19 protein-coding genes are annotated in these 21,941 nt (G+C 72.5%); 9 read left to right on the top strand and 10 right to left on the bottom strand.

Annotated features, from left to right (window positions below):
- Nucleotides 1-89 precede the first annotated feature (89 nt).
- Complete coding sequence (locus AB0F58_RS07590; RefSeq protein WP_357139427.1) at nucleotides 90-2,018, top strand: cell wall-binding repeat-containing protein; 1,929 nt, start codon at nucleotides 90-92, stop codon at nucleotides 2,016-2,018.
- A 133-nt stretch (nucleotides 2,019-2,151) separates the two neighbouring features.
- Here the strand turns inward: AB0F58_RS07590 and AB0F58_RS07585 are convergent, their stop codons facing one another.
- Nucleotides 2,152-3,342: a helix-turn-helix transcriptional regulator gene (locus tag AB0F58_RS07585; RefSeq protein ID WP_357139426.1), complete on the bottom strand. Its 1,191-nt coding sequence runs from the start codon at nucleotides 3,340-3,342 to the stop codon at nucleotides 2,152-2,154.
- A gap of 219 nt (nucleotides 3,343-3,561) precedes the next feature.
- A complete protein-coding gene (locus tag AB0F58_RS07580; protein ID WP_357139424.1) occupies nucleotides 3,562-3,885 on the bottom strand; it encodes a DivIVA domain-containing protein in 324 nt (107 codons plus the stop codon).
- A 183-nt stretch (nucleotides 3,886-4,068) separates the two neighbouring features.
- Between AB0F58_RS07580 and AB0F58_RS07575 the strand changes: the two genes are divergently transcribed.
- The 3 genes from AB0F58_RS07575 to AB0F58_RS07565 all read left to right on the top strand — a co-directional run bounded on the left by AB0F58_RS07575 (nucleotide 4,069) and on the right by AB0F58_RS07565 (nucleotide 8,118).
- Nucleotides 4,069-4,317 (top strand): winged helix-turn-helix domain-containing protein, encoded by a 249-nt coding sequence (locus tag AB0F58_RS07575; RefSeq protein WP_357139422.1) that lies wholly within the window; start codon nucleotides 4,069-4,071, stop codon nucleotides 4,315-4,317.
- Between the two features lie 461 nt (nucleotides 4,318-4,778).
- Nucleotides 4,779-5,996, top strand: a complete 1,218-nt coding sequence (locus tag AB0F58_RS07570; protein ID WP_357139420.1) for a low temperature requirement protein A — start codon at nucleotides 4,779-4,781, stop codon at nucleotides 5,994-5,996.
- 706 nt (nucleotides 5,997-6,702) lie between these two features.
- On the top strand, nucleotides 6,703-8,118 hold the full coding sequence (locus AB0F58_RS07565) for a cell wall-binding repeat-containing protein (protein WP_357139418.1): 1,416 nt from the start codon (nucleotides 6,703-6,705) through the stop codon (nucleotides 8,116-8,118).
- Here AB0F58_RS07565 and AB0F58_RS07560 read toward each other — a convergent pair.
- Nucleotides 8,105-8,938, bottom strand: a complete 834-nt coding sequence (locus AB0F58_RS07560; RefSeq protein WP_357139416.1) for an NUDIX hydrolase — start codon at nucleotides 8,936-8,938, stop codon at nucleotides 8,105-8,107. The two genes, AB0F58_RS07565 and AB0F58_RS07560, sit on opposite strands and share 14 nt — an antisense overlap.
- A 137-nt stretch (nucleotides 8,939-9,075) precedes the next feature.
- Here AB0F58_RS07560 and AB0F58_RS07555 point away from each other — a divergent pair, with 137 nt between their 5' ends.
- Entirely contained in the window at nucleotides 9,076-10,053 is a 978-nt protein-coding gene (locus AB0F58_RS07555; RefSeq protein WP_357139414.1) for a Gfo/Idh/MocA family oxidoreductase, read from the top strand.
- An 88-nt stretch (nucleotides 10,054-10,141) separates the two neighbouring features.
- On the opposite strand, the gene AB0F58_RS07550 is transcribed toward AB0F58_RS07555, so the two are convergent.
- The 3 genes from AB0F58_RS07550 to AB0F58_RS07540 form a co-directional block, all read right to left on the bottom strand.
- Nucleotides 10,142-11,146: an inorganic phosphate transporter gene (locus AB0F58_RS07550; protein ID WP_357140398.1), complete on the bottom strand. Its 1,005-nt coding sequence runs from the start codon at nucleotides 11,144-11,146 to the stop codon at nucleotides 10,142-10,144.
- 10 nt (nucleotides 11,147-11,156) lie between these two features.
- Nucleotides 11,157-11,783, bottom strand: coding sequence for a DUF47 family protein (locus tag AB0F58_RS07545; RefSeq protein WP_357139411.1), 627 nt, complete (start codon nucleotides 11,781-11,783; stop codon nucleotides 11,157-11,159).
- A gap of 121 nt (nucleotides 11,784-11,904) precedes the next feature.
- Nucleotides 11,905-12,852 carry a PPK2 family polyphosphate kinase gene (locus AB0F58_RS07540; protein ID WP_357139409.1) on the bottom strand — a complete coding sequence of 316 codons (948 nt, stop codon included), beginning with the start codon at nucleotides 12,850-12,852 and terminating at the stop codon, nucleotides 11,905-11,907.
- A 110-nt stretch (nucleotides 12,853-12,962) separates the two neighbouring features.
- Here AB0F58_RS07540 and sigJ point away from each other — a divergent pair, with 110 nt between their 5' ends.
- Nucleotides 12,963-13,880: an RNA polymerase sigma factor SigJ gene (sigJ, locus tag AB0F58_RS07535; RefSeq protein ID WP_357139406.1), complete on the top strand. Its 918-nt coding sequence runs from the start codon at nucleotides 12,963-12,965 to the stop codon at nucleotides 13,878-13,880.
- Between the two features lie 36 nt (nucleotides 13,881-13,916).
- Here the strand turns inward: sigJ and AB0F58_RS07530 are convergent, their stop codons facing one another.
- Nucleotides 13,917-14,423 carry a DUF402 domain-containing protein gene (locus tag AB0F58_RS07530; protein ID WP_357139404.1) on the bottom strand — a complete coding sequence of 169 codons (507 nt, stop codon included), beginning with the start codon at nucleotides 14,421-14,423 and terminating at the stop codon, nucleotides 13,917-13,919.
- 137 nt (nucleotides 14,424-14,560) lie between these two features.
- Between AB0F58_RS07530 and AB0F58_RS07525 the strand changes: the two genes are divergently transcribed.
- On the top strand, nucleotides 14,561-16,699 hold the full coding sequence (locus AB0F58_RS07525; RefSeq protein ID WP_357139400.1) for an ATP-dependent DNA helicase: 2,139 nt from the start codon (nucleotides 14,561-14,563) through the stop codon (nucleotides 16,697-16,699).
- 138 nt (nucleotides 16,700-16,837) lie between these two features.
- On the opposite strand, the gene AB0F58_RS07520 is transcribed toward AB0F58_RS07525, so the two are convergent.
- Entirely contained in the window at nucleotides 16,838-18,166 is a 1,329-nt protein-coding gene (locus AB0F58_RS07520; RefSeq protein ID WP_357139396.1) for an AI-2E family transporter, read from the bottom strand.
- 148 nt (nucleotides 18,167-18,314) lie between these two features.
- On the opposite strand from AB0F58_RS07520, the gene AB0F58_RS07515 reads away from it, so the two are divergent.
- Both AB0F58_RS07515 and AB0F58_RS07510 read left to right on the top strand, forming a co-directional pair.
- Nucleotides 18,315-18,653, top strand: coding sequence for a co-chaperone GroES (locus AB0F58_RS07515; RefSeq protein ID WP_357139393.1), 339 nt, complete (start codon nucleotides 18,315-18,317; stop codon nucleotides 18,651-18,653).
- A gap of 129 nt (nucleotides 18,654-18,782) precedes the next feature.
- Complete coding sequence (locus tag AB0F58_RS07510) at nucleotides 18,783-18,950, top strand: hypothetical protein (RefSeq protein ID WP_357139391.1); 168 nt, start codon at nucleotides 18,783-18,785, stop codon at nucleotides 18,948-18,950.
- A gap of 69 nt (nucleotides 18,951-19,019) precedes the next feature.
- Here AB0F58_RS07510 and AB0F58_RS07505 read toward each other — a convergent pair whose 3' ends face one another.
- Both AB0F58_RS07505 and AB0F58_RS07500 read right to left on the bottom strand, forming a co-directional pair.
- Nucleotides 19,020-20,510 (bottom strand): PrsW family intramembrane metalloprotease, encoded by a 1,491-nt coding sequence (locus tag AB0F58_RS07505; RefSeq protein ID WP_357139388.1) that lies wholly within the window; start codon nucleotides 20,508-20,510, stop codon nucleotides 19,020-19,022.
- A 59-nt stretch (nucleotides 20,511-20,569) separates the two neighbouring features.
- On the bottom strand, nucleotides 20,570-21,769 hold the full coding sequence (locus AB0F58_RS07500; RefSeq protein ID WP_357140395.1) for an FUSC family protein: 1,200 nt from the start codon (nucleotides 21,767-21,769) through the stop codon (nucleotides 20,570-20,572).
- Nucleotides 21,770-21,941 lie beyond the last annotated feature (172 nt).

The following is a 21,941-nucleotide window of genomic DNA, read 5'->3' as shown; positions in this document are numbered from 1 at the left end:
GGCTTCGGCTAGAGTCTGCGGACACGCGCCGACCTCGTCGTTGCATCGACAGACGGGTGGGGGGCGCGTTCCCAGCAAGGAGTGCCTACTTGCCTCGTCCTTCTTTCCGTGGGTCGATCGCCTTCGCGTCGGCCCTCACGCTCGGTGCGGGCGTGCTGGTCGTCGGCGGGATGCCGGCGACGGCCAGCCTTCCCGGCTCGGGCAGCGTGCTGACCAGCAGCAACGGCCAGAAGAGCATCAGGTTCAGCGGGGACCCGTCCCGCACCTCGCTGACCTCGTCGGACACCGTCACCGGAGCGTCCTGGTCCCCGGACGGCAGTCAGGCGGTCTACCTCGACCAGCACGGCGGGCTCCGCCGGCTCCGGTTCGACGACGGCTCGGCCCGCTACGTCGAGCTGTCGCCTCCGGACGGCGCGGGGGTGCGGACCAGCCCGAGCTGGTGGGGTGACAGCCGGATCGTCTTCACGGACAAGGCTTCGCCGAGCCGCCCCTCGCGGGTGGCCTGGGCGGCCAGCGGTGGCGCTCTCCGGTACGGGTGGGTCTCGCCGAACGACGGTAAGCACTACACGAATCCCGATGGCGGCCCCGGTTCGCTGGTGGTGTTCCAGCGCCAGAACGACGACGGCTCGGGTCAGCCGACCGGCCAGCCCGCCGTCATGGTGTACGACGGTTCGATCCAGGTCGGTTCGACCAGGATGGTCGACGACAACGGGTCGAACCCGTCGATCTCGCCCGACGGGTCCCGGGTGGCCTTCGTCCGGGACGGCCGGATCGTCGTGTCCGACCTGGCCGGTCAGAACGAGGTGACGGTCACCCCGGCGGGCACCCAGTACGACCACCCCACCTGGTCGCCGAACGGCAGGACGTTGGCGTTCAGCAAGGTGACGGCGACCGCAGCCCGCCCGGTGTTCGCCGCTTCGGCGGACGGTTCCGCCGGGCTGGTGTCGGTGTCCGACCTGGACGGCGTACCGGCGTTCCAGCCGCGCCGGAAGGACCAGGTCGTCCGGTTGTCCGGCGCGAGCCGGTTCGCCACGGCGACGGCGGTGTCCCAGGCCCAGTGGGCCACCGCCGGTGCGGGTCCGGACACCAGGGAGTCGGCCTCCGCGGTGGTCCTGTCGCGCTCGGACACCTATGCGGACGCGCTCAGCGGTGCCGCGTTGGCGGCGGCGAAGCGTGGTCCCCTGCTGTTGACGCCGCCGACCGGGCTGGACCCGACGATCCAGGCGGAACTCCAGCGGGTCCTGCTCCCCGACCACGGCACGGTCTACCTGCTCGGTAGTCCGGGTGCGCTGTCGACGACCGTGGAGAACCAGGTCCGGGCGTTGGGCTACCGGGTACAGCGGCTCGCCGGCCCGGACCGGTTCTCGACGTCGGTGCAGATCGCCAAGGCGATCAACCCGACGCCGAGCACGGTGTTGCTGGCCACCGGGATGAACTACCCGGACGCGCTGGCGGCCGGCGCGGCGGCCGGGTCGTACAACAGGATCGACAGTGGCTTCTCCGCCGTGGTCCTGCTCACCCTGGACGAGGTCATCCCCCCGGGGACGAAGGCGTTCCTGGACACCCTGCCGAAGGACGTGCTGATGCTGTACGGCATCGGCAAGCAGGGCGGTACCGCCGCCTACTCGTACGACCCGGTGGGCCCCGGCGTCCGGGGCGTGTGGGGCAGCACCCGGTACGAGACGGCCTACCTGACGGCGGTCGAGTTCTTCGAGGGCCAGCGGTACACGGGTTTCGCCACCGGCACCAACTGGCCGGACGCGCTGACCGGCGGCGCGCTGATGGGCACCCTCGGTGGCCCGTTGATGCTCACCCCGGGCACCGACGCCAACCTCGGAGCCGACGCGGTGTCGCTGCTCAGGGAGACGAGCGGCTCGGTGCACACCGGGCTGGTCTTCGGCTCGCCCGCCGTGGTGACCTCGGCCCAGCAGACGCAGGTCGGGACCGCGCTCGGCGGGCCGCTCGGGGCCGTCCCGGTGAGCAACCCGACCGACCTCGAACCCTCTTCGTCCCGGTGAACGGCGCTCGACCCGCCGCTTCTCCGCTGACCTGACCGAGCGGCCTGCACTCCACCCTGACCACCGGCCCCCTCCACCTGGGGTACCGGAGCGGCAGCGGAGTGCAGGCCGCTTCCGCGTTCCCTGCCCTCTCTCAGGTCACCCCGAGCAGGCTGGCCAGGTGCGCGACGCCGGCCCTGGCGGGTCCGCCGCGCACGACGGCGCTGATCACCGTACGGGCGACCGGCCGGGACCGGATCTCGGCGGGTGCGGTGCGGTCCGCCTCGACCAGGACGCGGCCGGCTGCGGCCAGGTCACCGACCAGCAGGTACGCCCGCGCGGCGTCGACCAGGTGCGCGGCCCGGTGTTCGGCCGGCAGCCGACGCCACTGTTCCCGGCCGACGGCGTCCCGGTGCCGGGTGATCGCCTCCCCCGCGTCACCGAGGTCGACGGCCGCCGCGACGCGGGCCAGTTCGACAGTGGTCGGTCCGAAGGTGGTCCAGTGATGGTCGCGACCGTCACCGAGCTGCTCGGCGATCTCGCCGGCCTGGTCGACCAGTTCCCCGACGCTGCGCGCGTCGCCGCAGCCGGCGGCGGCCAGAGCAGCCTGGAGCAGCAGCGTCCCCAGCACCGACAACTCGTCGGGCGGGCCCTCGTGCGGCACCGGCGGTGCGATCCGGTGCGCGGCGGCGACCGTCGCGGCCATCGCCGACCGCCCCCGGCCGAGGGCCCGTAACGCCTGACCGAGCGGTATCGCCGCGACGGCGGCACGCAGCGGGTCACCGGCGGCAACCGCCACCGCCCGGTCGGCGGCCAGCCAGGCGCATTCGGCCTCGCCGAGCTTGACCAGCACCGACGCGGTGACCCGGTAGACCTGCACCAGCGGCTCCGCCGCGTGCTCCGGCTGCCCGGCGTGGGCGCGCTGGGCGGCACCGAGGAGATCCGGCAGCATCCGCAGCAACTGCGGGTAGTGGCCGTGCTGGTAGGTCAACCAGGCATGTCCCACCCGCCGGTCCAGCTCGGCGGTCGGCGGTGCCGGCCGGTGGGTGGGTCCGGCCGGGCCGAAGTCGTACCGGGCGAGCGCGGCCCGTACCGCCTCGACGCCACTCGCCCCCTCGGTCGCGGGCGGTGGGCTGCCGCCCAGCAACACCGCCGGATCGACGCGGAGCACCTCGGCGAGATCCCGGAGAACGGAGAACCGGTCGAGGTTGCGCACCCCCCGCTCGACCTTGTCCACCCAGCTCTTGGACTTGCCGAGCCGGTCGGCGAGCATCTGCTGCGTCATCCGCCGCCGGACCCGCCACTGCGCGACCCGACGCCCGATCGGCAACTCATCGACGCTCACGCCACCACCACCGCCCTGTCGTCCGGGCTTGTTCGTCGGGCCAGTGACCCCGGTTGACCGGTATCCGGTACCAGGCCCGGCACGGCAGGTCGGCACCACACCGACACACCCGCCGCCACCGACGCCACGACCACACCGGCCGGTGCCGACCCGCCAGCAGCATCGCCGAGGCCACCACGAACGGGTCGGACGGACCGCGTCCCGCCCGGTCCTCGTCGTTCATCGGTGCAGGGCGTAGCGGTCGCGGGTGCGGGTCGGGTCGGACTGCCAGCGCCGGAGGGCTTCCTTGATCCGGGCGGTCTCCCGCCGGGCCCGCTCGGCCGCTTCCTGGGCGTCGGCCAGTTCAAGGGCCACCCGGTCGAGGAAGCGCCGCACGTCGTCGGGGTCCAGACCCCGCCGGCCGAGCCGGCTACGCCGGAACCGGCGGCCACGCACCTGCGCCGGGAGCAGCGGCACGCAGTACCGGGAGCGGTACGGCGCTCCGTCGGCCCGCCGGTGCCGGGCGGGACGGCTGCCGAACAGCCGCTCGACGAGATGTCTCACGGGGACCTGCCTTTCGACGGCTAGCGAGGCAGACCCCGGCTACAGAGACCGCAGCTCTGACAGCCGGGGCGATTACCTACAGTCCTCGCTGGTTTGCCGGCCGTGAGGACTTACACAACTTGCCATGGCTAGCCATTGATAGTCAAGGACTCTCCATGGGTGGTTCACTCTCAGGTGCCGACCGTGAGAGGACCATCAGTGCCACCGCAGTACGCCTACCAACGCGTTGCCGAAGACCTGACCCGACGGATCACCTCCGGAGAGTTCCCGCCGGGCTCACGACTTCCGAGCAGGGCGGAACTCTGCGCGGAGTACGACGTCTCCAGCTTCGTCGCCGACCGCGTTTTCCTGATCCTGAAGATGAACGGACTCACCGAGTCGCTGCCCGGCGCCGGGGTGTACGTGAAGGAAACCGGCCAGCTTGATGGCTGAATCAGAGACCTGAGTCCGACGAATCCGCGTAGCCGAGGCCAGCCGTGGATCTGGTCGCCCTGTCGGACATCGCCAAGATGCTCGGCGGCGTGTCTCGGTCCCGTACCACCGAGATCACCAACCGCAAGGGCTTCCCGGCCCCGTCGCGACGGCGGCCAACGGCCGACTGCGCGTCTGGCAACGGGCCGACGTCGCGCGTTGGATCCGGCAGCACCGCCCCCACCAGGCAGACTGAGCAGCTCGCCCGGTGAACACCAGAGAATCCGCCACCTCCCCGTCGATCATGGAGTTGTGGTGTGTGATTAGTGACGGTTGTGAGCTTTGGGTGGTGCCTCAAGTCCATGATCGACGGAGTGGTGGCGGAAGCGCGGAACAGCTCGACCGCGTCTTCGCCGAACACGGCATCGTTGTCACTGCGGAAGGCGTCGCCAAGGTGACAAGGCGGATAGAACGGGCGGCCGATGACGCCGGGTGGGCAGCGCAAGCCGCTGAGAGCGGGCGAGGGGCCACACGAGTCCACGATCCTGGACCTGCTCCTGGACCTGGTGTTCGTCTTCGCGCTCAACCGGATCGCCGAGAAGGCCATCCACACCCTGACCGGTGAGCAGCACCTCGTCCTGCCCGGGGTCGGCGAGGTGCTGCTGCTCTTCCTGGCCATGTGGCTGGTGTGGTTCTTCGCCGCGTTGGCGGCGAGCAGGTTCGACCCGAGGTGCCCGGAGATCCAGGTGGTGATCTTCTGCATCGCGTTCGGCAGCGTCGTGATGGGGGTTTCGGTACCGGCGGCGTACGACGGGCACGGCGGCCATTTCGTCGGCGCGTACGTGGCGATCCAGGTCGGCCGTCCCCTGGCGCTGACGCTCTTCCAGCGCAGACGCGCTCACCAGACCGTCGTCCCGCCACCGATCCCGACGCGGATCCTCTGCTGGTCCGTGGTCGCCGCCGTGCCGTGGATCGCCGGGGCGCTCGCCCCGACCGGCGTCCTCCGGGGCGGGCTCTGGACGCTCGGGTTGACCATCGAGTACCTCGGACTGGTCATCGGTTGGCCCACGCCGATGTTGGGCCGCAGCCGGATCCACGACTGGGACCTGGTCGGCGAGTACCTGGCCGACCGCTACCGCCAGTTCTTCATCATCGCCCTCGGGGAGTCCGTGCTGCTCAGCGGGCTGACCTTCAGCAGCAGCCCGTTCGGCGCGGGACAGACGGCGGCGTTCGTGTGCGCCTTCGTCACCACGGCGTTGCTCTGGCGCATCTACTTCTACCGCGCGGGGACGGTGATGAAGAGCGCCGTCGCGGCCGCCACCCAGCCGGCCCGCCTCGTCGCGTACGGATTCGTCACCCACCTGACGATGGTGGTCGGCGTCGTCACCACCGCGGTCGGCTACGGACTCGCCATCGGGCACCCGTACGACACGGCGAAGCCGGCGTGGCTCGCCGCCGCGCTCGGCGGACCGGCGCTGTTCCTCATCGGCCGGGCCCGCTTCGAGTACGACATCTTCGGACGGGTGTCCCGGGTCCGGATCATCGGCGTCCTCGTCCTGGCCGCGATGAGCCTGGTCCTGGTCCGGCTGCCGCTGCTGACGGCGAGCGTCGCCGCCGTGGCCGTCCTGTTGGGCATCGCCGTCGCCGACGCGGCCCGCGCCTGGGGCAGGTCACGGGAGAGCCCCGCACCACCGCACTGACCAGCACCAGTCGGAGCCGGGAGGGCGTCCCGCGCTCCCGGGCCCTCCGCGTGTGACCGGGCGCGGCGCCGCCGATCCGGCGCTGTGACCGACCGGGCTCACGAAGGTCGGTCCTCGGCTATAGAGTCTCGCTACGCGCCTACCCCGTCGACCAGTCGACGGCCGGGACGACGGCGCGTTTCCAGCAGGGAGCGCCTACTTGCCTCGATTCTCGTTCCGGGGGCCGGTCGCCGTCGCGTCGGCCCTCGTGCTCGCCGCGTCCCTTCCGGTCGTCGGCAGTACGCCCGCGACGGCCAGCATCCCTGGCGCGGGCAACATCCTGACCAGCAGCAACGGGCAGACGTCCATCAGGTTCCACGGCGATCCGACCCGTACGTCACTGAGTTCAACGGACACCATCACGGGAGCTTCCTGGTCTCCCGACGGCAGCCAGGCGGTCTACGTCGATCAGGCCGGGGCGCTGCGCCGGCTTCGGTATGACAACGGCTCGGCCCGCTACGTGGAAATGTGGAAACCTCACGGCGAGGGGCTGCGGAGGAGCCCGAGCTGGTGGGGTGACAACCGCATCGTCTTCGCGGACAAGGCCACGGCGAGCGGCCCCTGGCGTGTCGCCTGGGCCGCCAGTGGCGGCGGGACGGGCTATTCGTGGGCCTCTCCCCACGACGGTAGGCACTACACGAATCCGGATGGTGGACCCGGCCCACTCGTGGTGTTCCAGCGCCAGGACGACGACGGCTCGGGTCAGCCGACCGGTCAGCCCGCCGTCATGCTCTACGACGATTCGATCGAGCTCGGGTCGAAGACGAGGCTGCTCGACGACAACGGGGCGAACCCGTCGATCTCGCCCGACGGGTCCCGGGTGGCCTTCGTCCGGGACGGCCGGATCGTCGTGGCCGACCTGCGCGGTGAGAACGAGGTCAGGCTCACCCCGGAGGGCGTCCAGTACGACCATCCCACCTGGTCGCCCGACGGCAGGACGCTGGCGTTCAGCAGCGCGACGGGGGCCCGACAGGTGTACACGGCGGTGGCGGACGGCTCGGCCGCGCCGGTGGCCGTCCCCGGGCTCAACGGCGTGCCGGCGTACCAGCCGCACCGGAAGGAGCGGGTCGCACGCTTGTCCGGTACGGACCGCTTCGCCACGGCGTTGGCGGTGTCCCGGTCGCACTGGCGCACCCTCGGCAGCCCCACGGACCAGCGGAGGGGAGCCAATGCGGTGGTCCTGTCACGATCGGACACCTATGCCGACGCGCTGGGCGGCGCGGTGCTGGCAGCGGAGAAGGAGGGCCCGTTGCTGTTGACACCGCCGGCCGAACTGGCGGCGTCGACACGGGCGGAGATCCAGCGGGTCCTGACGCCGGGCCATAGCACCGTCTACCTGCTGGGCAGTTCCGGTGCCCTGTCGACCAGGGTCGAGGACCAGGTCCGGGCGATGGGTTACTACGTGCAGCGGCTCGCCGGCAAGGATCGGTTCGAGACGTCGTTGGCGATCGCGAAGGCGATCGACCCGATGCCGGACATGGTGTTCCTGGCCACCGGGATGAACTACCCGGACGCGCTGGCCGCCGGTGCCGCAGCGGGGGCGCAGAACGAGGTGGACAGTGACTATTCCGCGGTGGTGCTGCTCACCCGGGACGAGGTGATACCGCCGACGACGAAAGCTTTCCTCGACACGCTACCGAGAGACCTGCGAAGGATCTTCGGCATCGGGCAGCAGGCCGCCATGGCCGCCTACTCGTACGGCACGGACTCCAGCGTCTGGGGCGTGTGGGGCGCGGACCGGTACGAGACCGCGCGCGATGTCGCGGTGGAGTTCTTCGAGGGCCAGACGTACACGGGTTTCGCCACCGGAACCGACTGGCCGGACGCCCTGACCGGCGGTGCGCTGATGGGTGTCCTCGGTGGTCCGTTGATGCTCACCCCGGGAACCAGAGCCGAACTCGGAAACCAGGCGGTGTCACTGCTCCATGAGACCAGTGGCTCGGTGCACACCGGACTGGTCTTCGGCTCACCCTCGGTGGTGAACTCGGCACAGCAGGCGCAGATCGGGGTCGGGCTCAGTGGGCCGCTCGGCTTCAGTTCGGCGACGAACCCGACCAGCGGTACCGCAGTCAGTCGAGGGTGAAGTAGGGGGCGTCGCCGTCGAGGTCGGCCAGGCGGGGCGTGATCGGGGTGGCGGCGTCCCGGCCCGCCGCGAGCCGGGCCAGGTCTGCCAGGTCGCCGGCCGCCGCCACCTGTTCCAGCGTCAACAGCGTCGGCGGCAGCATGGTCAGCTCCCCGGCCGCCGCCCGGCGCAGCGCGTCCGCCGGGCGGACCCACATGGTGTGGTCGGCCTCGCCGGAGACGTCCCGGGTCCGCTGCCCCTCCGGCAGCAGGGCCACGAAGAAGTACGTGTCGAAGCGGCGCGGCTCGAACTCCGGGGTGACCCACCGGCTCCACGGCAGCAGCAGGTCCGACCGGAGCGTCAGGCCGCGACCGGTCAGGAACTCGGCGAAGTGCGTACGCCGCTTCTCCAGGTCGACCCGGGCGGCCTCCCAGTCGTCGCCGCTGACGTCGCCGACCACGGTCGCCGGGTCCGGGCCGGCGAGCAGCACGCCCGCCTCCTCGAAGACCTCACGGGCGGCGGCACAGACCACCGACCGGGCCGGCTCGGACGCGACACCCAGCCGCCGGCCCCACGCGTCCGGGTCGGGGCCCGCCCAGCCCGGGTGCGCCTGGGCGTCGGACGGGTCGACACCGCCACCGGGGAAGGCGTACACACCGCCGAAGGCCATCGCGGCGACGCGGCGGATCATGTACACCTGGAAGCCGTCGGCGGCGGGACGCAGCAGCAGGACGGTGGCCGCGACCCGGGGCACCGCCGGGGTGCCACCCTCGGCGCGGAACCGGCGGGCGTGCTCGACCAGGGCGGCCGGGGCGGGAAAGCCGCCGCTGTCGATCGTCATGCGTCGAGCCTAGTTGCCCGCGCCGCACCCCGACGACCGCCACCACCGCCGCCGGGTGGCACCTGCACGAGCCCGGCCGTCCCGGCGGGTGGATCACCAGTGGGGCTCCGGCGGGAACTGCGCTAGCGTCCGGTCGCATGACACGTTGGGGCATCCTGGCCACCGGAAACATCGCCGCCCGCTTCGCCGAGGACCTGACGCTGGTGCCGGACGCGGAGCTGGTCGCCGTCGGCTCGCGTACCGCCGAGAGCGCCGAGTTGTTCGCCGCGAAGCACGGCGTCACACGGGCGTACGGCTCCTGGGCGGAGCTGGCCGCCGATCCCGACCTGGACGTGGTGTACGTCGCCACGCCGCACTCCGCCCACCACGAGGCCACCATGACCTGCCTCGACGCGGGCCGGGCGGTGCTGGTGGAGAAGCCGTTCACCCTCGACCTGGCGGACAGCACCGAACTGGTCGAGCGGGCGCGCTCCCGTGGCGTCTTCCTGATGGAGGCCATGTGGATGCGGTGCCACCCGCTGATCCGGCGGCTGGTCGAGCTGGTCGCCGAGGGGGCGATCGGCACGGTCACCGGGGTCCGGGCCGACTTCGCGATGGAGGGGCCGTTCCCGCCGGAGAGCCGGCTGCGGGCCCTGGCGCTCGGCGGCGGCGCCCTGCTGGACGTGGGCATCTACCCGGTCAGCCTGGCGCACCTGCTGCTCGGGCGGCCCGACCATGTCCGGTCCTGGGCGAAGATCAGCCCGGAGGGCGTGGACGAGAACACCGGCATCGTCCTCGGCTACGACTCCGGGGCGGTCGCCACGCTGAGCTGCGGTCTGGTCGGGGGGAGCCCGGTGACCGCCTCGATCGTCGGTACCACCGGCCGGATCGACCTGCCCCCGCTGTTCTTCCGGCCGGATTCGCTGACCCTGCACCGGTCCGGTCGGGAGCCGGAGACGATCCGCGCCGAGTTGGTCGGCAACGGCTACCAGTACGAGGCGATCGAGGTGCAGCGCTGCCTGGCCGAGGGGCTGGTGGAGAGTCCCCTGGTGCCGCACGCGACCACGCTGGAGGTGATGGGCCTGCTGGACGAGATCCGCGGCCAGATCGGCGTGGAGTATCCGGCTCGGCGCTAGCCGTGCGCGCTGGTCGCCGGGGTCCTTCCCATCGGGAAGGGCCCCGGCGACGACGCGGACCGAGCCCGGAGGTGGCCGGGCGGGCGGTTCAGGTGAACAGCGGGCGGGCCAGGAAGTACATGAGCGCGCCGATGCTGCCGGCGGCCGGGAAGGTGAGGATCCAGGCGCCGATGATGTTGCCGGCCACGCCCCAGCGGACGGCGGAGAGCCGCTTGGTCGCGCCGACACCCATGATCGCCGAGGTGATCGTGTGGGTGGTGGAGATCGGGGCGCCGAGCACCAGGGCGTTGAAGTAGAGCACGCCGCTGGCGACCGTCTCGGCGGCGAAGCCCTCCGGCGGCTTCAGGTCGATGATCTTCCGGCCGAGGGTGCGGATGATCCGCCAGCCACCGGCGTACGTACCGGCCGCGAGCACCGCCGCCGAGGTCCAGAACGCCCATTCGGGGATGAAGCCGGGGTCGTCCTGGTAGCCGCCGACGTAGAGGGCGAGCACCACGATGCCGATGGTCTTGGCGGCGTCCTGCATGCCGTGACCGACCGACATGGCGGCGGCGGAGGCGGTCTGCGCCCAGCGGAAGCCCCGGTTGAGCTTGCCCGGGTGCCCCTTCCGGAAGATCCACTGCACCGCGATCATGACGATGTAGCCGAGGACGAAGCCGACCATCGGCGAGAGCACCATCGGGATGATGACGTTCTCGCCGATGCCGCTCCAGAGCACCGTGCCCGAGGCCGCGATGGTCGAGCCGACCAGGCCACCGATGAGCGCGTGCGAGGAGGACGACGGCAGGCCGAAGTACCAGGTGATCAGGTTCCAGGTGATCGCGCCGATCACCCCGGCGAAGACGATGCCGAGGCTGGCCGTACCGGTGGGGAGCTTGACCAGGCCGCTGCCGACCGTCTTGGCCACCTCGGCGCCGAAGTGCGCGCCGATGAAGTTGCCGACCGCGGCCATGGCCAGGGCGACCCGGGGTGTCAGCGCCCGGGTGGAGATGCTGGTCGCGATCGCGTTGGCGGCGTCGTGGAAGCCGTTGGTGTAGTCGAACACCAGGGCCACCCCGATCACCGCCAGCACGGCGACGAGTTCGGGACTCAGATCCACGGGCTCAGGACTCCTTGACCGCGATGGTCTCGACGGTGTTGGCCACGTGCTCGAAGGCGTCGCAGGCGGCCTCCAGCTCGTCGGCGACCTCCTTCATCTTCAGCACGGTCAACGCGTCGTACTCGCCGGAGAAGAGCCGGACCAGCAGCATCCGGTACGCCTGGTCACCCTCGTTCTCCAGCCGGTTGCACTCGATCCAGTAGTCCTCGAGGTCCTTCATCGACTTCAGTCGCGGCATCGCGTCGGCGGTCAGCTTCGCCTGCGCGTCCAGGACGTTGACCAGCTCGTGCATCTCGCGCGGCAGCGACGGCAGCTTGGTGAGGCCGTACAGGTAGAGCAGGTTGCCGACCGCCTCCAGGTGGTCCATCACGTCGTCCAGCAGCGACCCGAGGCGGTAGATGTCCTCCCGGTCGAAGGGGGTGATGAAGGTCGAGTTGATCTTCTTGTACAGCTCGTGGGTGATCTGGTCGCTGTCGTGCTCCACCTCGGTCAGGCGCTCGCTGACCGACTGGACGTCGACGCCCGGCAGGGCCAGCTCGTTCAGCAGCTCCGTACCCTTCACCAGGTTCTGCGCCGCCCTGGTGAACAGCTCGTAGAAGGCACCCTCGGAGGGGCGGAAGGAAAACTTCACAGCACGGACCTCGTCGTGTCGTTGGAAGGGTGACGGCCGCCCGGGGAGAGGCAGTGCCCAGCGCATGCTAGGGAAGGTTCAGGGACCGGAAAATGTCGGCCCACCCCCGGTCGGACGTCATTCACGCATCGTTCACCCGCCGTTCACCTTGACCCGCCCATCCGGACAGCAGTCGCCCCCGTTCCCGCGCGAGATCCACGGTCGGCGGCGGATACCCCAGATCGAGCGTGGCGAACGTCTCACGCAGCAGGTGCGCCACCGCCCAGTCGCGGTACCACTTCCGGTCCGCCGGGACGACGTACCAGGGGGCCGCCTCGGTCGCACACCGCGACAGCGCCTCGGCGTACGCGGCCTGGTAGTCGTCCCAGCGGGCGCGGGCGTCGACGTCGGAGGGGTCGTACTTCCAGTGCTTGGTCGGGTCGGTCAGCCGCTCCAGCAGCCGCTCGCGCTGCTCGTCCTTCGAGATGTGCAGCATCACCTTGACCAGGGTCACCCCCTCGGCGGCCAACTCCTGCTCGAAGACGTTGATCTCCTCGTAGCGCTGCCGCAGGATCTCCTCCGGGGCCAACGTCTCGACCCGGCCGATCAACACGTCCTCGTAGTGGGACCGGTTGAAGATCCCGACGTGTCCGGCGGGCGGCAGGGCCCGGCGGATCCGCCACAGGAAGCGGTGCTGCAACTCCTCGTCGGTCGGCGGCCCGAAGGAGGTGACCCGCAGCCCGAGCGGGTTCATCGCGCCGGCCACCCGCTTCACCGTGCCGTCCTTGCCACCGCAGTCCATCGCCTGGAGCACCAGCAGCACCCGGCGCTCGTCGGACGGGTCGACCTTGACCGAGGCGAAGAGCATCTCCTGCTGCCGGGCCAGGTCCGCGCCGATCAGCCGCACCTGCGTCCGGGACCACGACTTGCGGTCCGGGCCGGTCACCGGGGAATCGGGCAGGCCGGGTGTGGCGCGCGGGTCGATCGCGGCGAGGTCGACCGGGGAGGCACCACCGGGCGCCACCCGTAGCAACTGCCGGATGCCGCCGCCGACCGGAGGGACGATGTCGGACACTTCGGGTGCGCTCATCCTGCGATCATCACCCAGACCGCCGCCGTCCGCCCGTCGAGCGCCGACCCGGCACGAACCGCTTCCCGCCGGTACGGCAGGGTTGGGGCGGACGGGGACGAGGAGGCGGCGTGGACCTGGCGACCGAGTTCGAGGCGGAGCGGGCCCACCTGACGGCGCTGGCGCACCGGATGCTCGGCAGCCGCGCCGAGGCCGAGGACGCCGTCCAGGAGACCTGGCTGCGGTGCGCCGCCGCGCTCGCCGACCCGGCGGCCCGCGCCCAGGTCCACGAGCTGCCCGCCTGGCTGACCACGGTCTGCGCCCGGATCTGCCTGGACGTGCTCCGCTCCGCCCGGCTACGGCGGGAGAGCTACCCGGGGCAGTGGCTGCCCGAGCCGGTGGTGACCCCGCTCGCCGACGGGTTCGCCCCCGACCCGGCCGAGCGGGTCAGTCGCGCCGACCAGGTCGGCACCGCACTGCTCGTGGTCCTGGAACGGCTCTCCCCGGAACAACGGGTGGCGCTGGTGCTGCACGACGTCTTCGCCGTCCCGTTCGACGCGGTCGCGGAGGTGCTCGGCACCACCCCGGCCGCCGCCCGGCAGCTCGCCTCCCGGGCCCGGCGCGCGGTCGACGCCGACGGCGTACCCCGGCACCGGGCGGACCGGGCCGAACAGCGCCGGCTGGTCGAGGCGTTCCTCGCCGCCAGCGAGTCCGGTGACCTGGCGGCGCTGCTGCGGGTGCTCGCCCCCGACGTGGTGCTGGTCGGCGACGGCGGTGGGCACTTCCCGTCGGCCCGGCGGCCGGTCCTCGGCGCGGACGCGGTGGCCCGCTTCGTGCTCGGCGTGTTCGGCCCCGACGGCCGGTACGCGGGCCGGGCCCGGTTCCGGCGGGTGCTGGTCGACGGCACCGTCGGCCTGTACGGCGAGGCTCCCTACCGGGACGGCCGGACGATCCGGGTGGTGCTCTCGTTCGCCGTGCACGACGGCCGGATCACCGGGGTGTTCAACCAGCTCAACCCGGAGAAGCTGACCGGGCTGCCCCCGCTGTAGGGCGACCTGACCGGGCTGCCCCGCCGTGGTGACGGCTCAGGCCACCAGGGCCAGCCACTTGCGGTACGACGAGGCGAACGGCTCGGTACCGTCGCCCAACGCCCCCATCAGCCAGCGCGCGGCGGCCTCCGCCTCCACCACCAGGTCGTCCGGGTAGCCGAACCGGACCCGGTGCTCGGCGAACTCGTCCTCGTCGCGCAGCTCGACCAGGCCGGTGGCCCGCCGTCGGACCACGTCCAGGTCGAGGTCGACCAGGTGGACGGTGTCGGTGTCCTCCCAGCGGGCCGGGCTGGCGATGTCGCAGTAGACCTCGCTGGTGCGCGGCGGCGGGTTGAACATCCCCGTCCACCAGGCGTGGTGCGGCACCAGCAGGACGAAGGGGATCTGCTCCACGGACGGCCGACCGTGGTAGATCGACTCCGTCCCGGCGGTGACGCCGAGCCAGACGCCCAGGTCGTCCTCGGCGAGTCGTCGGGCCGGGTAGTCGCGGTGGTCGCTGCCGTCGTACTTCCGGTAGATGACACGCACCACGTCGCTCGGCATGCCCCGCAGCCTATCTCGGATCGCCCAACGGGCGCGCTGCGGCGGGAACCGCCTGACACCGATTGATTCCGGACGGTGACCTCCGGCACGAGGTCATCGACGCGAACGGTGTCGTCGGGTACGGGTACGGTCGCACGGTGACTCCGCCGCGCGCCGCCACCAGTTCCGCCAGTTCCCGCCCCCGGCGCCGGGGGGCCCGGCCGAGCGGCGCGGAGCTGCTCGAGGCGGCGGTGGGCGCGGTGCCCGGCGGGTCGGCCCGCCCCGGGCAGCAGCAGATGGTCACCGCGATCGAGGAGTGCGTCGCCAGCCGGGAACACCTGCTGGTGCAGGCCGGCACCGGCACCGGCAAGTCCCTCGGCTACCTCGCCCCGGCGCTGACCGTGGACGGGCCGGTGGTGGTCTCCACCGCCACCCTGGCCCTCCAGGCCCAGCTCGTCGAGCACGACCTGCCCCGGCTCGCCAAGGCGGTCGAGCCGCTGCTCGGCCGCCAGCCGACCTTCGCCGTCCTCAAGGGACGTCACCACTACCTCTGCCTGGCCCGACTGGACAGCTCCAGTGAGGACGAGCCGGCGGACACCCTCTTCGACGCCCCGGCGGCCGGCTCCGGCGGGGGCACCCGGTGGCTCGGCGAGGCGGGCCGGCTCGGCAAGCAGATCCAGCGGCTGCGGGACTGGGCGATGGAGACCGACAGCGGCGACCGCGACGAACTCGACCCGGGCGTGGACGACCAGGCGTGGCGACTGGCGTCCATGCCGGCCCGGGAGTGCGTCGGCGCGTCCCGCTGCTCGTTCGGCGCGGAGTGCTTCGCCGAGGCCTCCCGGGCGCGGGCCCGGGAGGCGGACATCGTGGTCACCAACCACAGCCTGCTCGCGGTGGACATGCTGGCCGGTCGGCACATCGTGCCGCCGCACAAGCTGCTGATCGTCGACGAGGCCCACGAGCTGGCCGACCGGGTCTCCTCGGCGGCCCAGGCCGAGCTGGTGCCCGAGCTGATCGACCGGGCCGCCCGACGGGCCCGGCCGCTGCTCAAACCGGAGGCCGCCGAGGCGCTCGGCGAGGCCGGTGACGCGCTGGCGGCGGCGCTGACCGAGGCGCCCGCCGGGCGGATCACCAGCGGGCTGCCGGGCCCGCTGCGGGAGGCGTGCACCCTGCTGGACGCGGCGACCCGGTCCGCCCTCGACACGATCGGCGACGTCAAGGCCGACGACCCGGACCCGGTACGCAAGCAGCAGGCCAAGGCGGTGCTGGACGAACTCTCCACCACCGCGCAGCGGCTGCTGGAGGAGGCCGACCACGACGTGGCCTGGGTGGAGAAGCCGGACAACGGCAACCGGCGGGCCCTGGTGGTCGCGCCGCTCTCCGTCGCCGGTACCCTCGCCACCCACCTGTACGAGGAGCGCACCGTGGTCGCCACCTCGGCCACCCTGACCCTGGGCGGCCGGTTCGACACGGTGGCCCGAGCGCTTGGGCTGGAGGCCCCGGCGGCCACCCCGCCCTCGCCGGCGGCCAGTGTCCTGGCCGCCGCCACCGCGGCGCCCGCCCGGTCGGCGTCGACGCGGGCGGACACCCCACCGGCCGGTGCCGCCGCGCCGGCGACCGAGGGGCCGGGCTGGCGGTCGCTCGACGTGGGTTCCCCCTTCGACTACGCCCGGCAGGGCATCCTCTACGTGGCGGCGCACCTGCCCCGGCCCAGCGTCTCCGGGCTGCCCGAGGCGGCCGGCGAGGAACTGCTCGCGCTGGTCGGCGCGCTCGGTGGGCGTACCCTCGGGCTCTTCTCGTCGCGGCGGGCCGCGCAGCAGGCCGCGGAGCTGCTCCGGGCCCGCACCGACCTGCCGGTCCTGCTCCAGGGCGAGGAGTCCCTGCCGCTGCTGGTCCGCCGGTTCAAGGAGGAGAGGTCGAGCTGCCTGTTCGGGGTGATGTCGCTCTGGCAGGGGGTGGACGTGCCGGGTGACTCCTGCCAGCTCGTGGTGATCGACCGGCTGCCGTTCCCGCGTCCGGACGAACCCCTCGCGGCGGCCCGCGCGGCGGCGGTGGACGCCGGCGGCGGTTCCGGCTTCGCGGCGGTCAGCGTGCCGATCGCCGCCATCCGGCTGGCCCAGGGGGTCGGGCGGCTGATCCGCTCCACCGGTGACCGGGGCGTGGTCGCCGTACTGGACTCGCGGCTGGAAACCGCCCGTGGGTACGGGCCGTTCCTGCGCCGGTCGCTGCCGCCGTTCTGGTACACCACCCGCCCGGAGGTCGCCCGGGGTGCCCTCGAACGGCTCGGCGGCTCCTGACCCGATCCCCCGGCCCGCCCGGCCCCACCCCGTTCCGGGCCGCGCCGCGCCGTTTCGCCGAGGGGCGGGTGTCCGGCGGTCGCCGACAGCACAGCTTCGCCGAAACGGCCCACGCGGCCGGGCCGGGCGGGGGTGGGTCTACGGGGCCTTGGCGGCGACCACCACCGCGTCCGGTGGGGTGTCCGGTACCGTCCGGGCGGCGAGCCGGCGCACGGCGGTGTTCAGCACCGCGATCAGCGGGACCGAGACCAGCGCACCGGTGATACCGGCCAGCACCACCCCGGCGGCGATACCGATGATCACGGCGAGCGGGTGGATGGCCACCGCCCGGCCCATGATCAGCGGCTGGAGGACGTGCCCCTCGATCTGCTGCACGCCGATCACCACGCCGAGGATGATCAGGGCGGTGACCACTCCACTGTCGACCAGGGCCACCAGCACCGCGACCGTGCCGGAGAGGGTCGCGCCCACGATCGGGATGAACGCGCCGAGGAAGACCAGGGCCGCCAGCGGGAAGGCGAACGGGATGTCGAAGATGACCAGGAAGATGCCGATGCCGACCGCGTCGATGAAGGCCACCAGCACGGTGGCGCGGACGTAGGCGACCAGGGTCGCCCAGGACGCCTGGCCGGCGTCGTCGACCTTCCAACGGGCGCCGACCGGCAGCAGCCGGACCAGGAACCGCCAGATGATCCGGCCGTCCCGCAGGAAGAAGAACGTCGCGAAGGTCACCAGCAGGGCGCCGGTCAACACCTCGGCGACGGTGGCGGCGGTGGAGAGCGCGCCGCTGGTCAGCCGGTTGGTGTTGTCGTTGACCCACTGCTGGCCCTCGTTGATGTAGCGGTCGAGCTGGCTGTCGCTCATGTGCAGCGGACCGGTCTTCAGCCAGTCCTGGATCTGCCGGACCCCCTGGGAGGACTTCTTGCTCAGTTCCGGTACGCCCTGGATGAACTCGTTGACCACCAGGGTCAGGGTGCCGACCACGGCGACCACCCCGCCCACCAGCACCACCGCCGTGGCCAACGACCGGGGGAAACGGGCCCGTAGCAGCCAGCCCACGGCCGGGGCGAGCAGCGCCGAGAGCAGCAGCGCGACGGCCAACGGGATGATCACGATGCGGATCTGACCGACGATCCGCAGCAGCGCCCAGCCCACCAGTCCGACCACGAGCAGCCGCCACGACCAGGCGGCGGCGATCCGCAGCGCGTGCGGGACGTCCGCGTCGTCCTGACTGACGGTGGAGGGATGCGGGGCGACCGGGGCCTCCGCGCCGACCACCGTCGCCGACGGCGGGGCGACCGGCCCCGGGTCGGCCGGCGAGGCGACCCCCTGCTCCGGGCCGCCGGACCCGGCCGGCAGCGCCGCGCGGGCCCGCTGCCCTTCCCGACCGGCCCGTACGGCGTCCCGCGCCGACTCGTAGCCCCGGCGGAGTCGTCCGCGTACCCGTTCCAAGCGGCTCACGCGCACCTCCTGTTGACCCGTTGTCGACTTACCGTAATCGCGCGCACGAACCGACGCCCCGTCACCGTAGGCCGGTCCAGCCACACCTTGCCCACCGGCCGCACCCGGTAACCACCGGCGGGCCGACACGTCCCGACACGGTAGCGTTCCCTCCGTGACCGCTGACCAGAATCTCGACTCCGGGCTGCCGATCCGTCTCCTGCACGACCGCGTGCTGGTGCGGGTGGAGGGGAGCGAGGGTGAGCGCCGCTCCACCGCCGGCATCGTGATCCCGGCGACCGCGGCCGTGGGCAAACGTCTGGCCTGGGCGACCGCGGTGGGAGTCGGCCCCAACGTCCGGGCCATCGTCTCCGGCGACCGGGTGCTCTTCGACCCCGACGACCGGTCCGAGGTCGAACTGCACGGCCGAGGCTACGTCCTGCTCCGCGAGCGGGACGTGCACGCTGTCGCCGCCGAACGCGTCGAAACCGACTTCACCGGCCTGTACCTCTAGCTCGAAGCCCTCCCCGGGCGCCCCGGCCGTCCGCTCGACGCGCTCCCCGGCGAGCCGGCTGCCCGGCCGGTGCCGTTTGCACCCGGGAACGGCGGGAAGCCAGGCACGTCCACGCCCTGGGGAGGGACGATGCCGGTTTTCCTGAAGAAGCTGCTGATCTGGGGAAGCGTCGCCTTCCTGATCTACTTCATGGCGTTCCGGCCGCAGGGGGCGGCGGAGATGTTCAAGGCCATCGGGGTCGGCCTGCTGGCCATCGCCGCCGGGCTGGGCGACTTCCTGAGCAGTCTGCTGACCTGATCCGGGCCCGTCCCGGTGTCGCCTCGGTCCCGCCGGGGTGGTCGATCGACCACCCCGGCGGCTCCGGGGTCAGCGGTGGGGTGGCCATCCGGCGGGCGGGGGCGGGCCGTACCAGCCGAGCGGACCGGGGACGTGCGCCGGGGGCGGCGGTGCGAGCACCACCGGGATCGGCACCACGGGCTCGTCCGGCGGGTCGACCGGACGCTCCAGGCCGTCCGGGAAACGCAGGTGGTAGCGCTGCCCGTCCCAGATCCCGACCGGGGCGTACGGGTCGCGTCCCACGAAGAACGACCGGTACGCGCTGATCGCGTCCAGCAGGTGCCGCTCCTCGGCCAGGGTCCGCTGCCGGTCGGCCGGACGGGCGTCCAGGCCCCGTCGCATGCCGTCGCGGAGCAGGGCCAGCCGGGTGGCGGAGAACTGGTAGCCCCGCATCGCCTTCACCGCGCGGTCACCCCCGACCCGTCGCGCCCAGCTGCGGGCGGCGTGCCGGCGGCCGAGGCTGCCCAGCGCGGCCACCTCCGGCGGGGTCAGCCAGCCGGCGCGGACGTAGTCGGGCAGGATCCGCTCGGTCAGTCGCCCCTCCCAGGCCCGCAGCCAGACCGCCAGGCCGACCATGCCGAAGAAGATCGGCACCATCACGCCGATGTAGCCGTAGAGGGCGACCAGTGGCTGCCCGATGGCCAGGGCGAGCGACGGCAGGAAGTTCCAGGCCCCGTGCAGCATCATCGCGACCAGCAACCCGGCGATCGGGGCGAGCACCCGCACCCGTCGGTCGGCGGTCCGCGCGGCGATGCCCAACCCCACCCCGGCCATCGAGGTGAACAACGGGTGGGCGAAGCCGAAGATCAGGATTCGGACGATGAAGGTCAGCAGGACCATCTGGGCACCGGTGGCCGGACCGTACTCCTCCACGCCGCTGCGGTAGCTGTGCCCGCCCAGGTAGAGGATGTTCTCCACCATGGCGAAACCGACCGCGGAGAGGCCGCAGTAGACCAGCCCGTCGGTGATGCCGGACCACTCCCGCCGCCGGAAGAGCAGCAGCAGGAGCGGGCCGAGCGCCTTGGTCAGCTCCTCGATGAACGGGGCGCTGAACACGGCGGTGAGCGCGTCCGGCAGCCCCCAGTCGGCGAACCGGTCGGCGAAGAAACCGTTGACGGTCAGCGACGCCGCAGTGGAGACGAACGCCCCCCAGGCGAAGCAGAAGACCAGGTACTTCAGGGGCTCCGGCTCGTACCGGTCGAGCCAGAGAAAACAGGTCACCAGGACCGGAACCGGCAGGATCGCGGCGACCAGACCGATCAGCAGCGCCTCCGCCCCGAGGCTCTCGCCGAGCGTGAACAGCATGAACACCGCGCAGGCGGCGATGAACAGGACCGTGCCGGCCAGCACCACGTACCGCCACCAGCTCCGACGACGGTACGGCGGCGGCGCGCCGGGCGGCCCGCTCAACGGGGAGAGGGCGGGGCTCGGCGGCGACGGAGCGGTCGGGGTGGCTCCGCCGGACGGGGTGTCGGCCATGCGGTCAGCGTAGCCACCCGCCACCGAACCGGCCGGGCGCATTCGATACGGACGAGGCGCGACCGGGCACACACCGCCGGGCACGGCACCCGCGCGGGTGGTCAGGGCAGCGGCGGGGGCGGGGTACGCCGGGGCGGGGGGTGCTGCTCGGCGGGTGGGGCGGGGCTCTCCTGCTCACCGAAGGAGGCCCGGATGAGCCGGTTGGCCTCCTCCTGTTCCAGGCCGGAGGCGACCAACAGGTCACTGGCGGTGGTTCGCACCTGCGCCACCACCACGCTGCCGGAGAAACCGACCCCCTGCGTGTACGCCCGACCGGCCTCGCTGACCGCGCGCAGGGAACACTCCCGGCTGTCCTGGGGCTCCGCCCCGGTCGCGAACTCGTGCCGCAGCAGGCGCACCGACTCGGCGAGGTGCCCGATCGCGTCGGGCAGCGGGTCGGGCAGCGGTTCCTCGTCCTCGATCATGGTCACCGCCCGGCGGATCAGCGTGCCGCTGTTGCGCATCGCCCGGTCGATCGGCGCGGCGGCGTCGGCGTAGTGGGCCAGCTCGCCGCGCCGGTGCCAGCGGGCCGGGGAGATGGTGATGGTCTCCTTCGCCCCCTCGATCGCCTCGGTGAACGCGGCCAGCTCCTCGTGGTTCGACCGGAGCCGGTCCAGCGCCCGCTGGCACAGGTCCCGGTTCCGGTCGCGGATTCCCTCGGCCACCCGGTCGAGCTGCTCGGCGAGCAGATCCAGGGCCGGACGGGCGGCCCGGTTGATCACGCGGAGCGGGTTGAGCGGCAGCAGCACCGCCGTCACCAGCAGCGCGATACCGCCGCCGACGAAGGCGTCCACGAACCGGGGAATCTCCAGGTTCTCGGTGGACGGGCTGAGCGTGGCGATCAGCACCGCCGTCGCCGCCGCCTGGATGACCACCGCGGCACTGCCGCCGAGGAAGGTCGAGATGAGGATGGCGAGGATCACCACGAGGGCGAGCTGCCAGGGCCCGGTGCCCAGGAAGTAGATGAGCACGTCCCCGATGAACACCCCGATCGCCACTCCGACGATCAACTCGACTGTCCGGCGCAGCCGCTGGCCGACCGAGGCGGCCAGGGTGCCGACCGCCGAGATCGGCGCGAAGACCGGTTCGGGATTACCGAGCAGTTCGTGCGCGGCCAGCCAGGCGAGCGCCGCCGCCAGCCCCGCCTGCACCGCGAGCATCGCCACGCTGCGCAGCCGGTGGAACCGGTCCCGCAGGGTGGCCCGGCCCCGGTTCCGCAGTTCGGCCACCGCCCCGGCGATCCGGGCGCTGTCGACGTCGATCAGCCCGTTCCGCAGCCGCTCCGAGCGGTGCCACAGCGCTCGGCGACGGTTACGGGCAACAGCCATGGGCCGGACTACCCGCGCCGGGACGGGTGAATCCTGCCCATCCCGCCACCGACGGGTGGCCGCGTTCGCGGTGTCGCCCGCCGCCGACGCCAGCGGCCGGCACCGG

It is taken from the genome of Micromonospora sp. NPDC023956, assembly GCF_040639195.1.
Lineage (GTDB): Bacteria > Actinomycetota > Actinomycetes > Mycobacteriales > Micromonosporaceae > Micromonospora.
This window is presented reverse-complemented; position numbering and strand designations above follow the sequence as displayed.